9 protein-coding genes are annotated in these 15361 nt (G+C 53.6%); 4 read left to right on the top strand and 5 right to left on the bottom strand.

Annotated features, from left to right (window positions below; genetic code table 11):
* Positions 1 to 171: 171 nt before the first annotated feature.
* The 3 genes from FYC48_RS24785 to FYC48_RS24775 all read right to left on the bottom strand — a co-directional run bounded on the left by FYC48_RS24785 (position 172) and on the right by FYC48_RS24775 (position 4789).
* Positions 172 to 1599: an efflux RND transporter periplasmic adaptor subunit gene (locus FYC48_RS24785; RefSeq protein ID WP_149499468.1), complete on the bottom strand. Its 1428-nt coding sequence runs from the start codon at positions 1597 to 1599 to the stop codon at positions 172 to 174.
* Positions 1596 to 2555, bottom strand: a complete 960-nt coding sequence (locus FYC48_RS24780; RefSeq protein ID WP_160149756.1) for an efflux RND transporter periplasmic adaptor subunit — start codon at positions 2553 to 2555, stop codon at positions 1596 to 1598. Before FYC48_RS24780 ends, FYC48_RS24785 begins: the two co-directional genes overlap by 4 nt.
* 101 nt (positions 2556 to 2656) lie before the next feature.
* Complete coding sequence (locus tag FYC48_RS24775; protein WP_160149755.1) at positions 2657 to 4789, bottom strand: TolC family protein; 2133 nt, start codon at positions 4787 to 4789, stop codon at positions 2657 to 2659.
* 584 nt (positions 4790 to 5373) lie between these two features.
* On the opposite strand from FYC48_RS24775, the gene FYC48_RS24770 reads away from it, so the two are divergent.
* Together FYC48_RS24770 and FYC48_RS24765 are read left to right on the top strand one after the other, a co-directional pair.
* Positions 5374 to 7785 carry a diguanylate cyclase gene (locus FYC48_RS24770; RefSeq protein WP_160149754.1) on the top strand — a complete coding sequence of 804 codons (2412 nt, stop codon included), beginning with the start codon at positions 5374 to 5376 and terminating at the stop codon, positions 7783 to 7785.
* 258 nt (positions 7786 to 8043) lie between these two features.
* Positions 8044 to 9237, top strand: a complete 1194-nt coding sequence (locus FYC48_RS24765; RefSeq protein WP_235034413.1) for a GIY-YIG nuclease family protein — start codon at positions 8044 to 8046, stop codon at positions 9235 to 9237.
* 48 nt (positions 9238 to 9285) lie between these two features.
* Here the strand turns inward: FYC48_RS24765 and FYC48_RS24760 are convergent, their stop codons facing one another.
* Complete coding sequence (locus tag FYC48_RS24760; protein ID WP_160149753.1) at positions 9286 to 10998, bottom strand: DUF885 family protein; 1713 nt, start codon at positions 10996 to 10998, stop codon at positions 9286 to 9288.
* Between the two features lie 569 nt (positions 10999 to 11567).
* On the opposite strand from FYC48_RS24760, the gene FYC48_RS24755 reads away from it, so the two are divergent.
* Together FYC48_RS24755 and FYC48_RS24750 are read left to right on the top strand one after the other, a co-directional pair.
* On the top strand, positions 11568 to 13316 hold the full coding sequence (locus FYC48_RS24755; RefSeq protein ID WP_149499462.1) for a proteasome accessory factor PafA2 family protein: 1749 nt from the start codon (positions 11568 to 11570) through the stop codon (positions 13314 to 13316).
* A 497-nt stretch (positions 13317 to 13813) separates the two neighbouring features.
* On the top strand, positions 13814 to 13996 hold the full coding sequence (locus FYC48_RS24750) for a hypothetical protein (RefSeq protein WP_149499461.1): 183 nt from the start codon (positions 13814 to 13816) through the stop codon (positions 13994 to 13996).
* 63 nt (positions 13997 to 14059) lie between these two features.
* Here the strand turns inward: FYC48_RS24750 and FYC48_RS24745 are convergent, their stop codons facing one another.
* Positions 14060 to 15304 carry a response regulator gene (locus FYC48_RS24745; RefSeq protein WP_149499460.1) on the bottom strand — a complete coding sequence of 415 codons (1245 nt, stop codon included), beginning with the start codon at positions 15302 to 15304 and terminating at the stop codon, positions 14060 to 14062.
* Positions 15305 to 15361 lie beyond the last annotated feature (57 nt).

Here is a 15361-nt window from a genome sequence, read left to right as displayed (position 1 = left end):
CTTTGTTCCAACTAAAAATTCAAGTGTGTATGCCGCACTTGTGCGTTCACTTCAGTGATCCGTCTAGATTCACTGTTTGGTTCGGCACATCAGCCGACCTCGAATGTTGATGAAATACCAGTAGCCATGGCTCGCCTGTGACTAAACTCGCCGTCGAGCTTGGACGGGACGCTAATATCCGATCCACCAAATAACGTTATCCAGAAGTTTGCGAAGCGATGACCATAGCCAAGGTCTTACTGGTCCATACGCAATCGCATCGCCCCTCATGCCGGGGCGTAGTTGATTGTTTGCATTCTCCAATTCGATTCGTGCGACGAAAACATTCCTGTCGTCTCTGATCTCGGCGGATGGATGAATCGAGGCGATTGGACGATCGATTACCGTGTTGCTCAGGCTACTTAGACGAACCCGTGCATCGTCGTCCGGGCTGACAAAGCCGATCTCCGCTTCAGGAATTTCAAGTTCGATGACCATCCAGTCGAGCGGAGCCACCTCCAGAACGGCTTGCCCCATTTCAAGTGTCATACCGATCGATCGGTCAAGATCACCGGAAACAATGACACCATCGATTGGGCTAATCACTTCCAACCGTTTTAGGCGACCGAGTAGCAAATCGCGTTTCCGGTTAAGCTCTCGATATCGCAGCTTCGCCTGCTGGCCATCGGCAATTTTTCCGGATGCGAGCGCGATATCTCGCTCTTTTTCGACTTGCGCGATCTGCGCGTCGATCGAGTCAAGTTCGAGTCGCAAGGGGCGCCCGTCGAGCGTCATTAATACATCGCCAGCCGCCACGGCTTGCCCCAGCTTGACGTGCGACGCCTCCAAGCGCGACTCAAATGGCGCCGAAATCACCCGAGCGTGCATCGGGCGGACTACCGAGGTGCACCGCACGCGGTAGGATACCGGCCATGAGGCAAGAATAACGAAGGCAACCAGGGAAATCGACAAATACAACCTTGCGCTCGCGCCATAGGCACCAAGTCTGCGCAGAAGATGCGAAGTGACAGTTCCACTTTGATGCCATAGAAGTGAACGAACGGTGGGTAGCGTTTTCCGCAACCAACTCCGATCTTCGCGCTTGATGGAATCCCCGTCGATCCAGAGCACACAACGCCCAGGCCCCTGATCGTCGTCGATATTGATCCGTACAATTGAATTTCGTACTAGCGAATCCTGACTGGTCGCATCTTCGAAACCTTTTTGTTGAGCATCGACCGGCAAGTTCGCCAAAGATTGACGCTCACCGTTTTCATTCGGATGTCGATTCGTTTGCGGATCGTCTTCCCATTGTCGCATCGCTTGCTGGAACAGATCGCTTGCTGGCCCCAGCCAACCTAGTTTTCGATCCATAAAACGACGCATCGAAGCGGCTCCGATGCCGCATCGGACCGAGCAATCTGGATATTGATCACCGACGAAACGGACCAGCAACGAGATTGCCTCGAGTCTATCGGTTGTCGCGGCGATCAGTTCAATCAACTCGATTGAGCGCAGATCAACGGTCGCCGCGGACGACTTCAAGTTCGCGAGACCATCGTCTTGTTCACAGATCACGTCCGACGCTACCGTCGGCTTCTCGATTGGCCGAGTTTTCATCGGACTTGAGTGCCCCCTCTCCTTGTCAAATTCGTCTCGGTTCTCGATGAATTCGCCGTCTCGATCTGACTGCGACTTGGCGTCGTCATCGCACTGCGTTTCATCGGTTTCATCTGACAACGATCGCCGGCACGGAGTTTCCCGGCAGCGTTATCAATCAACACGCGCACTTCGATCGTCCCACTTTCACCGTCAATATCGGGGGCAATTGATTCGACGGTTCCGTGGACGGTTTCCGATGCGCTCATCAAGTGTACCGAGACAAGATCACCGAGTCTGACCAAACGGATTTCTTCAACTGGAATATTAAAGACACCATAAATCTGATCCATGACGACCAATCGAATGATCGCCGGACTCGCCGGCGTGATGTATTCGCCCGGCGAATGAAAAATCTCTGCAACGACGCCAGTCATCGGGGCTTTTATTTTGCGGCGTTCAAGCTGTATTTGGTATCGCTGAAGTTCTAACTTGCGAAGTTGCTCTTGTTCACTCGCGGCAAGCTGTCGTGCTTGAGCGATCTCCCAATCGGTGAGCGCTCGTTTCAACTCATCGGGCCGAGCCATTGACTGAGCATCAAGTGATTTTAGTTGCTCCAGGCGAAGCCGCTTCAGCTTCGCCTCTGCCGATGCGGCTTCAATCTCGCCACGCATCTGTACGCGAAACTGCGCGACACTGACGGCCTCTTGTTGCAAAGCATCTTCCAGTTGTCCGATGACTTGTCCCTTCTCTACTTCCGCTCCGATTTCGACACTGACACTTGCCAAACGCCCGATTTCAGTCGCCGCAACAAGGATGTCGTACTTCGGCTCGGTGAACCCCTCGAAGTCGACCGAGATGTGCGACGGTCGATGTGAACCGGGCCCTTGAGAGGTCTGACGAATCGCCTCAGATTTGGAGAAGAACGATTGGGCTTGAAGTACCTGGCTTGTCGCTATTCCGATCCATAAGGCCACCAAACATCGGGGGATCAATCGTCTCAAACTAGCCGAGCAGCGACAACGTTCGTTGTCCAGAAAACCGGGCGTTTGACTGAGAAGAAATTTCGCTTTCATCATCATCGCGTTCCAACCATCCTGTGCTCGTGGAATTTTGCCTGACCGGTCGCAGCCAGCTGCGTCGGTCCATGTGCGGCAACGTTTTCGCGGATTGTCTGACTGTTGCGCGACGCCTGATCGATCGGTGGCAAGCGACGTGGCGCGGGATACTTTCGACGTTGGTCCGGTTTGGAAGATGGACCAGTCGGCAATGATTCCGATCTTGGTTGCTGCTGTTTTGCCTCGTCTGCTTGCAGTGGGGCGTCCAAGCTAAGGGGATCGAACGGTTCCGGCACCATCGCCGGCGGATTGATCGAGTCGGCTTCTGTCTCAACGGGCACCGCTTTCGCCGGGGGGACGTTCCTAGGCGCCGTCTCTACTGGCCCGGTCGCATCGGCACTTTCGCCATCGAGCTCTACGTCGGCGTCGAACGTGATCACCTCGGTATAGCCGTCTTCGCCAAAGACGACCGAATCGATTGGGTCATTGAAAAATTCGATTTCGCCGGAACACCTCGACTGATGCGGCCGAATGCCTTCGTTGATCAACAACGTTCCCATAGCACGCTGCAAATTCATCATGGCGATCATTGACGATGCTTCGGCGATGACCAAATCCTTTTCGGCATCGGCACGACGCTGTTGTGCATCGAGCAGGTTCTCCAGTTTGATGCCGACGCGCGAATCATCGCCTCCGATCAACTTCCAATTGACCATCAAAATGTTTTCTTCGTCGATCGCCAATTTTAGGACACGCTGTTTGATTTCGCGTTGCTTTTGGAATCGCTCGACGTCGATCAATGCGGTTTCAACTTCAAATTGAGTTTGTTTAATTGTTTCACGCAAACGTTCGGTGTTCTGTTTCGATCGCAGAAGGGCTTCACGCTGCTGTGCGCGGGCGGCGCGACGCCCGCGCGGAAGTTCAAACTCCAGCGCCGTGGAAATTCCGGGTGCGTTGTCAAACTGTTCGCCAAATGAACGTGCGATCTTGCTCGCGCCATTTAGCTGGGCCAAGTATCCGTTGAATACCCAGTTAAGTTGAGGTTGTAGTTCGACACGCGAGATTTGCAGCTCAAACGCAGATAGTTCGAGGTCGTGCATCGCCGCACGAATCTCGGGTCGATACTCTAACGCTTGCGCCATGGCGTCGCGTAGGTTCAACTGATCCGGTGAGAACTCAGGTGATTCGATCGGAATGAGTTCCAATGTTTGCTCGGTGTCTTGCAAAGCCTCACTACCGATCAACGTTGCCAATCGAGACTGCAAGCGAATCATCTCCGCCTCGAGTTCGATCAGCTGATCGGTACGCCGCGACATGCGTTGTTCGGCTTTGACCAATTCGATCCGTGCCGCGTCAAACCCCTCGCGACTCTTTAAGATTTTGACGAGCTCATCGCTTCGGTCGATCAGCCTTCGTTGGTGTAGAACCTGGGCACGAACTTCGTAGAGTTGCCAGTAGGTGCGGATGACATCGGCAATCCGCTGCTCTACCGCACCGCGCATCTCGTGCCAGGCAATTCGGCTCTCAAATCGGGCTTCTGTAATCAATCGTTCGTTGTAATAACGTTGGCCGCGAGCCAATAGCGGCTTGGTCAGACCGAGACTCAGCCGCGCGTTACCTTGATCATTCGGAACAAAGAAAGAGCTATTGCTGTCGAGAAATCCGAGTTCCTGAGTCCATTCCACCTCCGTTCCACGGCGGGTTAGCTGCCTGGCGCCACCTTTGAAGTTCAGTGATTTGTCGCGAAGTCGATCCGCACCGCCTGTTGTCAGGGAATTGCCGACCGGCTCATTGGTGGCACCTAGATCGGAACTCAGCAGGATCGATGGGTCGAACGCAGCGTCTTGCTGAATCACCTTTTGGAATGTGCTGCTTGCTTGATAGCTGACACTTTTCACTCTGGGACTATTGGCAAGCGTATCGAGCAGGATCGTTTCCAGGTCAAACTGAACCCACCGATCGCGAGCGGTTAGTTGCTCCTGCACGCGAACGCTCCACCAATATCGAGGGATCGCGGTGGGAGCCGGTGTAAGCCCTGCGACGCCCGTTCCAACGTCCGAATTGGACCTCACCGCATCTTCGTCGGAATGCGAAAGCGGAGTGTTTTCGGGAATGTCGGTTTTTACCGCGGCTTCACTTTCCGCGGCGGTCACGGGAGTATCCGGAAGGATTGCCCACGAAGGTGGCTGTTCGGCGCGCAATCGATCGCCGCATGCAACAAACGCTGTTGTCGCAAGTACGATAGTTGTCGCCCAACGTCGCAACTGTGGCATCCTTTCCTCGACCGTAAACCGTCAATGCGGCGTGCCTTCCGTGACACGTACGCTCAGCTTTTGAATCGGAATTCACGTTGATGACGGTTTCTTAAGGGAGCCCTAAAAGTACTATCGCAGGTAGTGAGCCACGAATAATTGGCACACTCGTTAAAGTCAGCCGAAACGGTGCAGTACTCCGGTGGGGGCTGATCATCAAGCCAGGGAATCATCAATGAAAAACGGGAGGGTACTCCGTCGTCCGTGACGTCAATACGCATCGTTATGATCGGTTTGATCGCTGAGGATGGATCGGCACCACGGACTTTTCTGCAACCAACCGTATGGAATCGCCGACATCCTAATCTTTGGTATAAGCGCGAGCAAAACTTCCACGTTGCAAAACCGCATGGTTTCCGGAGCCAGCGATTCGCATTTTGTTTGAGGGTCAATCCCGTTTCACTCGCCTTCTCATTTGAATTGCCTTGGGTAGGGTCTATTTCCAGTCGATACGCTTGGCGTTCGCCATCGTCTGCCTCGGGGCAAGCCTGATTTTGGGCAGCCAGTGGTTCGGACTATTGCCGGACGTTGCGCAAATCAAGAGCGATTCACGACGTCGGTTGGCCGAATCCGTGGCGATCAACGCGGCATCTCATGTTCGCAAGCAACAATGGATCGACCTGCGGATCTCGGCACAAACGATCGTCGATCGCGATAAAGATCTGATTTCAATCGGTGTTCGCAACAGCCGTGGCTATCTAAAAGTCGACGCCGGGCACCATGATGAGCTTTGGAATCGTTTAGCATCCGACCCAACGGGTGTCGACCCAGTCGTCGTCCCAATCACATTGAACCGGCGACCGTGGGGTGAAGTTGAATTCTGTTTTCATGCCCCCGATCAATCCCAGCTTGGTGCGATCACCGAACATCCACTCCTACGTTTGCTGGCCTTCTATTGCATTGCCGGCTTGTTCGGATACACGGTATTCGTCGGCAAAGTCATGCGCGTGTTTACCAACACCCAGGTTGTCCCCGATCGAGTGCGTCAAGCTCTTGATACGCTGGCGGAAGGACTGTTAGTTCTCGACGAGAAAGCCAAGATCGTCTTGGCAAACCGAGCATTTGCCGAAACCATCGACGTCGCCGCTGACGCACTCGTCAAATCGAGTGCTAACGACCTTGAATGGATGTTCGACGAAGAAGACGTCGACCAGGAATATCCGTGGATGACGGCCATCGATGAATCGGCAACGATCACCGAAAAGATCATGCATCTGCATGACGGAAACGGAAAGCGACGGATTTTTTCGGTTAATGCCGCCCCGATCGGCGGTGAAGATGCGGGGAGGGGCGCCTTGGCAACCTTCCGGGATGTCACGCATATCGAAGAACATCGAGCCGAATTAGAAACAATGCTGAAGATGTTGCGGGAAAGCCGTGACGAGATCGAACGCAAGAACCGCGAACTTGAAATCCTGGCTACTCAAGACGCATTGACCGGGTGCATGAATCGCCGAGCTTTCTTCCAGCGTTTCAACAAACTCTGGAGCGCCGCCGCGATTCAAGAGAAACCGCTGTCGTGCATCATGATCGACAACGATCATTTCAAAAACGTCAACGACACTTACGGGCATGCGGTCGGGGACGAGGTGCTTCGTCAGGTATCGCGGGTGCTTCGTGAGATGCACAGCGATCACGGTTTGGTCTGCCGCTATGGTGGTGAAGAATTCTGTGTGCTGCTACCAGGAAAATCATTCGAATTGGCCATCAAACTAGCCGAAGAAACACGCCTTGCGATCGAAGCGATCACCTTCGACGATCCCGCCGAGCTTCGCTTAACGGCCAGTATCGGTGTCTCGGAAACTAGATTTGAAGCCGAAGACCCACAAGAACTCATTAACCAGGCGGACGTCTGTCTGTATGCCGCGAAACGCAACGGACGCAACTGTGTGGTTCCATTCCAACCGTCACTCGCGAATATGGAGGTCGATGATACGGGACGCGATCAGCCGGAGAATCCAATCTCCTATCCGGCGGTCAACGCGATGCTGACGTCGCTCGCCTATCGCGATCCCGAAACGGTGGCTCACAGTCGTCGCGTCGCAGAACTCTGCCGGCGTGTTTCTGCGGAGACGATCGATGGCAAGCTATCAGCGCTGCTGGAAGTCGCAGCACTACTGCACGACATCGGAAGAATTGGCATCCCTGATGAATTGCTGCTCAAGGCAGATCAACTGACCGTAAACGAACTAGCGCTCATAGCCGAATACGATCGGCTAGGTATCGAACTGATCGCGACAGCCTTCGAGAATGAAACGCTAACGTCGATCTTAGAGCAACTCAAAACCCCGTACGACCAAATCGAATCATCCGAGTGCCACGACGTCCCAACGGCATCACAACTGCTCGCCGTCTGTGATTATTACGACACCCTTGTCGCCGGCAATCTCTATCGAAAAGGCATCCCTCACGAACAAGCACTCGAAGACATCCGCCGACAATCGGGAACCCGATTCAATCCGACAATCGTCCTCGCCTTCGAATCGATCGTCACCTCCAAGCCCGATTTCACTCGGGACTTCTGTGGTGAGGAGATCGCATTTCAAATCGGGATTCAGGTCGAACGTCTTGCCGATTTGATCGGAAACCAAGACGCCGATAATCTTGTCCCACTGGCGGACCGCCTCTCGAAGTACGCTCGTCACTCGGGCATCGTGCCGATCGCGACGGCCGCCGAAAGGATTCGGGATCAAGCAGCCAGTGAAGAGATCTCCTGGCTCGACATGCTGCAATTCTCAAACGAGTTGCTGTCATTCTGCCGACAGACTCAAACAAAACTTACCGAATCGGTGAATGAGCCACTGGACCAATCAGTGCAAGCTGGTTCGAAGGCCTGAAACCCTCCTTTCAACGGTTCTAAGCAACCGGCAAGCCGGCGGAGCTAAGCGTGGCGGACGCTCGCAACCGCGAATGGGGAAAATGGCCCATTCGGGTGCGATCGATTGCTCCCTAGCATCCCCGAAAGGATACAGCAGTTCCTTCGCACGTCATGTTGTTATCGGACATTCGATGTTGAAATCGATTTCCCAAGGACGTGAAAATCCGTCATAATGCGTTCATCGTAAAAGAGGGATCTTCGCAGGGAGGGAAAGCCGTTGGACGCGCTATCGTCAGATCGAATGGAATTCGGGTTCGGTGTCGATCCATTCAATCCTCGTAGTCCTCGTCCGATCGATGTCGTCGGTGGCTTGCAAAAAAACGAGCTGCGTCGTCAGCTGATCGAGTCCTGCCCTCGTGTACCGGGGGTGTACGGGATGCTCGATCGCCATGGGGATTTAATCTATGTCGGCAAAAGTAAGTCGCTTCGATCGCGTCTTCTCAGTTATTTCAGTGCCGCCAACGAAGACGAAAAATCGGGGCGGATCATTGAAAATACGCGTGTCATTCAGTGGGAAACTCAGCCGAGTGAGTTCGCGGCGCTGCTTCGAGAACAGCAGTTGATCCGCCAATTCATTCCGCGATGGAATGTCCAGGGGGTTCCCAAACGCCAGCGGCCGGTTTACTTATGCCTAGGGCGCGGGTCGGTTCCGACGTTTTACCTCTCCCCCAAAGTCCCCACGGACTACCTCGCGATCCAAGGCCCGTTCTTTGGCACCAGCCGAATGAATGTCGCAGTCGACGCGCTTAACAAAGTCTTTCGACTTCGTGACTGCAGCCAGCAACAAGTCTTCCAGTTTTCTGAACAACTGTCGCTTTTCGATCTCGAGCACCGGGCCGGATGTCTCCGTTTCGAACTGGGAACCTGTAGCGGTCCATGCGCCGCCGCTTGCACGCGAGCGGAATACTTTCAGCAAGTCGCCGCCGCCGAGAGTTTCCTTGACGGATTCAATGATGAGCCGTTAACGGCTTTGGAAGAACAAATGCAGAGCGCCGCGGCGAACCAGCAATACGAGTTGGCCGGACGAGTTCATCGGACATTGAAATCGATTCAATACGTGCATCGAAAGTTGACGATGCTAGCCGAAGCCCGACGCCGATTCAGTTTCGTATATGCCGTTCCGGGCTACGACGGTTGCCACAACTGGTACTTACTTCACGGCGGCGAAGTGATCTCGGTGGCCGCAACTCCGATCGGCCGTGACGCTTACATGGCAATGAAACCAGTGATCAAGCACTGGCGAGCCCTGTTGGAGGGGCCCACCGATCACGTTCATGGACCGTTTCCCTACTCACTAGGAATCGTCGCTTATTGGTTCCGAAAACACAAACGAGAACTTGAGCGGACATTCGCACCGGAACAATCCGGACGCAAGTACTATCGTAAATCGATGCGATCTCAGGCATCCTAATGCCTTGAAACGGCGAATACTCACATCCGGATTTGACACCCGTATTCGCTAATCCGCGAAACGCCAAGACGCACGAGTTTCTTTGGTTAGCGGTTGATCGGTCATGAAGTTCCGTAAGACTTCGATGGGGATACAGTGCTCGTGTAAAACGGCGTCGTGAAATTCGCGGTTCGTCATCTTGCCGCCAATCACCAAGTCTTCGTGCAACGCCCGTAGCTGTAGACCGCCCAGCATGTACGCCGCTTGATAAAGCGGACTGTAGCCTCCCATGATCGATCGCCGGACTTCTGCGGTCGCCGCCGACCGTTCGTGTCCGACTCTTTCGACCAGGTAATCAATGCACTGCTCCGGCGACATGGTTCCCAAGTGATAGCTCAGAGAAAAAATGATGCGTGCGCAGCGATGTTTTCGCCAGAATAACATTCCCACTCGATCCTCCGCACTCTGTGCAAAGTCGAGATCCCAAAGCAGCATTTCCCAGTACAACGCCCAGCCTTCGATCCAGAAAGGCGTACGGAAAATCGAACGATACGCCTTGTACCGAGGCAACATGTAATGCTGCAGATGGTGGCCGGGAATCAACTCGTGATGAACCGTCGCGCGAGCAAAATGCTCGTTGTTGCTACGCATGCTCATCAGCTTTTCATCATGAGTCATCTCGTTCGTTGGGAACGATACGATGATCATGGGGCCGCCTAAAAAATAGGGGTTCACGCGTTGGCGTTCAGGTGACATCATCGTGACCCGCCAACCATTGGCTGCCAACGGTGGAACGGTGACTAAGTCGTGCGAATCTAAAAATCGAATTGCCTCCCAAGCAAGGTCGCGAATCATCTGCGGCTGCTCACCGGGCTGAACATGCTTCGATTTCGTATGATTCAGCGCCGCCTTCCAATCATCGCCAAACCCCAATTCTTGAGACGCCGCAGCCATCTGCTCGTCGCACCATTGCATTTCGCGATTTGCGAGTTCAATCAATTCGGCTGGCGTATGTGCAATCCATTCGTGTTGCAATTCGAGCTTTAACCCTTCGGCCCCGATCGGCAATCCGATGATTGTTTCTTCGTCTGACTCCGGCACGCCGACAAGCGTTTCACGGATCGCTGTGCGGTGCGATCGCAATGCACCTTGCAAACGTTTCATGGGCTGTTCAGCCCACCAACTGTATCCCGGATCATAACCATCATAAAAGCGATGGGCTTCTCGCAAGCAATCCTCTAATCGTGCAAGCAACTCGGCGGCTCGTAGCCCATCCAGTTGCCGCTTGACTTCCCACTCAGAATCCGCTGCCGATACTGACGTGACCGGATCATCCTTGCTGTTTTCCTGTGCCGGCGTGACGTCTTTCACCAATCGCTCAGCCTCGGCGGCGACCGAATCGAACAACCCGGCAATGTCCATCGGTTCGATAGGTTTGACATCCTCGCGGTCGACACAGAACTGGACCAACCGATCGGCGTATGGGAGCAACTTCGCCGCGGCATCGTCACGTTTCCATTGCAGTTGATCGTTCGCGAGTTGATACTCGAGTTCCGAACGAAACAGCAAGTAGTCGGTCTTGCTAACTCGATCGAGCTTGTCAAAGTCGACTTGTCGCAACCTTTTCAACCAGTTCTTCGTTGTCTGTTCAGTGAGGGTCCGAGCTTTCGAATGAAGTGGAATTCGAAAGCGGCGGTTGAGCGTGTTTTTGTCGGACTCATAGCGAATGATCCAAGATCGGATCTCTTGAGCATTGACCACGGAGACGTCCGTGGAACGCACTACGATTACAACAACTAACGAGAGGACGACTTGCCGGACAGTCTTCAGCATCATCTAGACAACCAATTCGTAGGAAACAAACAGACGATCTGCTGGGCATAGAATGGTCCAAAGTGAATGGGAACGCTAGCAGAAGTTCGACCAGTCCGATTGCAATTGGCACCTTCGAAATCGTCGACCACCCATTTGAATCTTCGACGATCGCAAAGGATCCACCAATTGACCTGCCGTGAAAATTGGAACCGCACATGGATTTTTGAAACTGTCTGGTCGCCCACTCTTGAACGAACGATTGCTCGAAGGTCGCGTCAGGCTCCGCTACAACGTTCGTGGCGGCAGGTTCGTCTGCAAAACGATCAACTGACGTGAAGACACAACTCCCCACATTTCAATCACCTGGCGTCCGCCGCTCCATTGGCGACGCTAATGCAACTTCCCCCGAGCCGTTTTGAGCCCCCTCGGGACATACGAATTGGCAAACTTTTTTTCTAGCAGATCGGCGAAAGAATCGATTCCGCTAAGATAATGGCTACCACTGTGAGTCTTCCCCACATCGAGAATGGCTGACGATGAGCAGCGAACGCCAAACCAGCCACACGAAATTTGAGTCACCTGAAGGCCAACTCGTCAGCCGACTGATGGGGCTTGAGACGGAGTACGCGACTTTAATCGCAAACCGCCCCGATTTGGCGACGGCTGATCTTCCGGCTAGCGCTAATATTTACTCGATGATTTGCGAAGCGATTCGACGTGATCAACCGACGGTACGGGGGTACTACGACGCCGATCAGATGTTTCTTGCCAGCGGAGGTGCGGTCACGTTCGAATCGCACCCAACCTTGCACGCGATTCCAGGTGGATTGGTTGAAATCGCGACACCCGAAGTCTCCAGCCCCGATGAGCTGCTTGCCTGCCAGCGGTCGATCGACCAGTTGGTCACCGAAGCGGCCACAAAAGTTGACTCGCCGCTGGACCTGCGGATTCTGAAAAACAGTACGGATGCACTGGGGCACGTCTACGGATGCCAAGAAAACTATGAAGCCATCGTGGCGACCGGGGTTTGGCTAATCCTCTATCGCATTTGCGTGACCGTGCTCTGGATCACACAGATCTTCAGCCTGATCTTCACGCTACCAATTCTGGCAGTTACTGCTTCATTGGTCTTTGCCATTCGGTTGCGGCATCAGCAGTTTGCCAGAGCCGTTCGAAAGTCCGCCGATTCGATCGAACAAGGCAACGGAGAGCAATCGGTGGGGCAACTATTCGAAACGTTGCCCGGATGGATCAAAACGACGCTGACGAAATTACTCCGTCTGGTCAATTGGCCGACCATTGTTTTGTTGCGATTGGTCGCAAAGCAAGTCGCGTTTCGGAAGCAGCGCCGTTTTCTCGCTCCGCTGCTGGTATCGCGAGTGGCACTTTGTGGCAGCGGAGACCTAGACCACGACGGACGCTTTCGGTTGAGCGCAAAAGCGATGGCGATTGATGTCGTTTCTGACATGGGAAGCTATGATGGCGAACGCCCGATTTTTGTCTTCGGACATTGGATCGGGCAATTCTGTGCCAAGTCGTTCTTGTCGTGGACGTCAACGATTTCAATGTTCAAAAAACGACAACGGCTACAGATTGGCCTGTCCGATTCGAACCTTTCTGACCTCGCCGAGTATGTCAAAGTCGGCCAAGTCTCCCTGATTTTGGACATGATTGAATCCGGACAGACAAAACCACTTCTGCGCCTGCCGCGCGTCGTTCGCTCCCTGCATGAAATCACGCGTGACTGGAACCTTGTTCGCCGAGTACGGACCAGCCGCGGCGATATGAACGCAATTGAAATCCAGCGCCACTATTTAAAGGCGGCGAAAAAATTTATCGCCGGCGTCGCGATCGAGCGCCGCGGTGAGGCAGAACTAGTCATCACTCGGTGGCAGGAATTGCTAGACGTCGTGACGGCGTTTCGACGCGATGCCAAGAACATGACGCCCAGCCTCGGGCGCGTCGACTGGCTGAGTAAACGGTGGATGATCGATCAGCTGGGCCCGGGCGCGCAATGGATCGCGAAAAAGAAAGCCGACTTGCGGTACCACGAACTCTCTCCGGAAGGTTACTACCAGAAGCTCGCCGCATCTAATCCAGCCCTCGTGTTGATCGATCCACAGCGAATCGAGCAGCGACGTCGCGTGCCTCCGTCGAATTCTCCCGCCGTCAAACGTGGCTGGCTGATCCGCGAATTCGGCGATGGCGATGCGACCGTCGCTGCGGAATGGGAGTATGGGATTTTGGGTGAAGGCCGCCATCGTAAGCGAATCGACTTTAAATAGTCCTCTAAGCAGGTAAACACGAGTCTTTGGGTTTAGCATCTGGATCCCCCCGGAGTTCCCGATAAATGCAGCCCATTGCTAAATTCTCAAAGGTGATCAGAACACCGTTGTGATTCCTGAACACAATCACCGACAAGGGACAACGAGCCCCCACTAACACAGAATTGCCATCGCCCCTGAAACAGAACCACGAACAATCCCCCAGCAATTGTGTAGGAAAATCACCGGCAAATACCGTGCTACACAAGCTTGCCCAAGGATTGCGCGACTTCTGCGCGAGATGTGATCAAAGATGCAGCAGGTGATTGAACCTGCCACTCGCAATGCGAAAATCAAAACTGGTTAACGGAAGATTCGTCACCCAGGCGAGTTCATGACGCGGTGTAAAAATCCCGGGCGTCCGTGAGTATTTTTCAGGGCAATGCTATGGCACATCATTCGCTTCCGGCAGCGTCGAAGATGGAATCTACTTACCACCGAATGATGAGGAATGAAACATGCTTGGAGCAACGTTTATCTGTTTTGCATTGGCTTCGATCGCCGGCCTACTTGGATTTAGTGCGTTCTCACTGTTGGCAACCGTATTTGCGAATGTCCTTCTCGCCGTCGTGTTGATGCAATTCGCATCGGAACGACTGGTTGAACGGTTCGGGCCTCAGACCAAACATACCGATCGATAAGCAGGAGCCCGGTGGGTCATGAATTCGTGAAGAGCCCCCCGCCATGCGATACGGCATACCTGATTAGCGTTGCATCAGTTCGCTGCTTTCATCGATCCAAGTTTCAAGTGATCGATAGACCTTATCGAACGACTCAGCGGTGATCCGACGATCCTCTGTCAATGCTTGGGCTCGCGTTCGCGGTAGTGTGACGCGGATGGCAGGTCCCGATGGCGGGTGAGGTTCGATACGCACACGACCACCAAGATGATGGGTCAATAAGAACGTGCTCATCAAATCCATATCCATACCGATGGGCCATTGGCGAATCGGGATCACGGCCGAAAAAAATGACGCAAGCTGATCCTCATCGAGCGAACGAAACATGCCCTTCAAATCGAGGGCAACTTCATCACCGCGCGGTGTGACCGTCAGGGTTAGTTTGGTTGGCTGATCTTGGACGTCGGCCATTCGGCGAATCATAATTTCGACCAACTTTTGCAGCATCCCTGGATCGGATTCGATGCAAAAAGTGCCATCCGCGACGACGGCCAAATCTAAGTCATCGTCAAACATTTCCCTAGCGCTTCGTTCCGCGACGGTCTGTATGGCCTGGACCAAGTCGACCGACTCTTGCCAGCCGCTCGAACAGAGAGTCGTCTCTTGAAGCAATTGATCGACCGTTGTGACCATCTGCAAGGCTTCGTTTTTTGCGATCGCGGCAACGTTCAATTCGGCCAAGTCGGCCATCTGGACCTTGAGTCGATGTTCGATCGGCGATTGCTGCATGTAGCTTTCGAAGGCCCCCCACGAGTCACGTAGCTGACTACCGAATGCGGTGACCGCGGTCGCCAACCCTCGAACGCGATCCATCACGATAAGGCGATGAAACACACTTAGCTTTTCTTTCAACAGCTTTTCACGCTGTACGATCAGGTCATGAAAATCAAAAGCACGTTTTAGCGTCCCAATCATTTCGCCTTCGTCAATCGGCTTGGTCAGATAACGAAACGCGCCGCCTTCGTTGACCGCTTGCACTGCGTAGTCAAGCTGCGTGTACGCGGTAACCAAAATTCGAACAATTTGTGGATAGCGATGTTGGACACGCTCCATCAAATCGACACCACTGACTTCCCCCATTCGTTGATCGGTGACTAACACGGCGATTCTTTCGGCGTGCTGTTCGATAAAGGTCCAACCGTCTTCACCGTTAGCGGCTGTTTCGATTTGAAAATCATCGCCAAACAACTGCTCGAAGTATTTCAACGCGGTTGTTTCATCGTCGACATAAAGAACCACCTTTTGATCGGTTGGCAGCATGTTGTTCATAACGTGGTGCAATTTGACGAAGTGTAAAGTGGCGTCTAATCGGGCAGTGTATTATCA

The sequence above is a fragment of the Roseiconus lacunae genome, from assembly GCF_008312935.1.
GTDB classification, from domain to species: domain Bacteria; phylum Planctomycetota; class Planctomycetia; order Pirellulales; family Pirellulaceae; genus Stieleria; species Stieleria lacunae.
The sequence above is the reverse complement of the archived record's forward strand: the minus strand, read 5'-3'. Positions and strand labels throughout refer to the sequence as shown.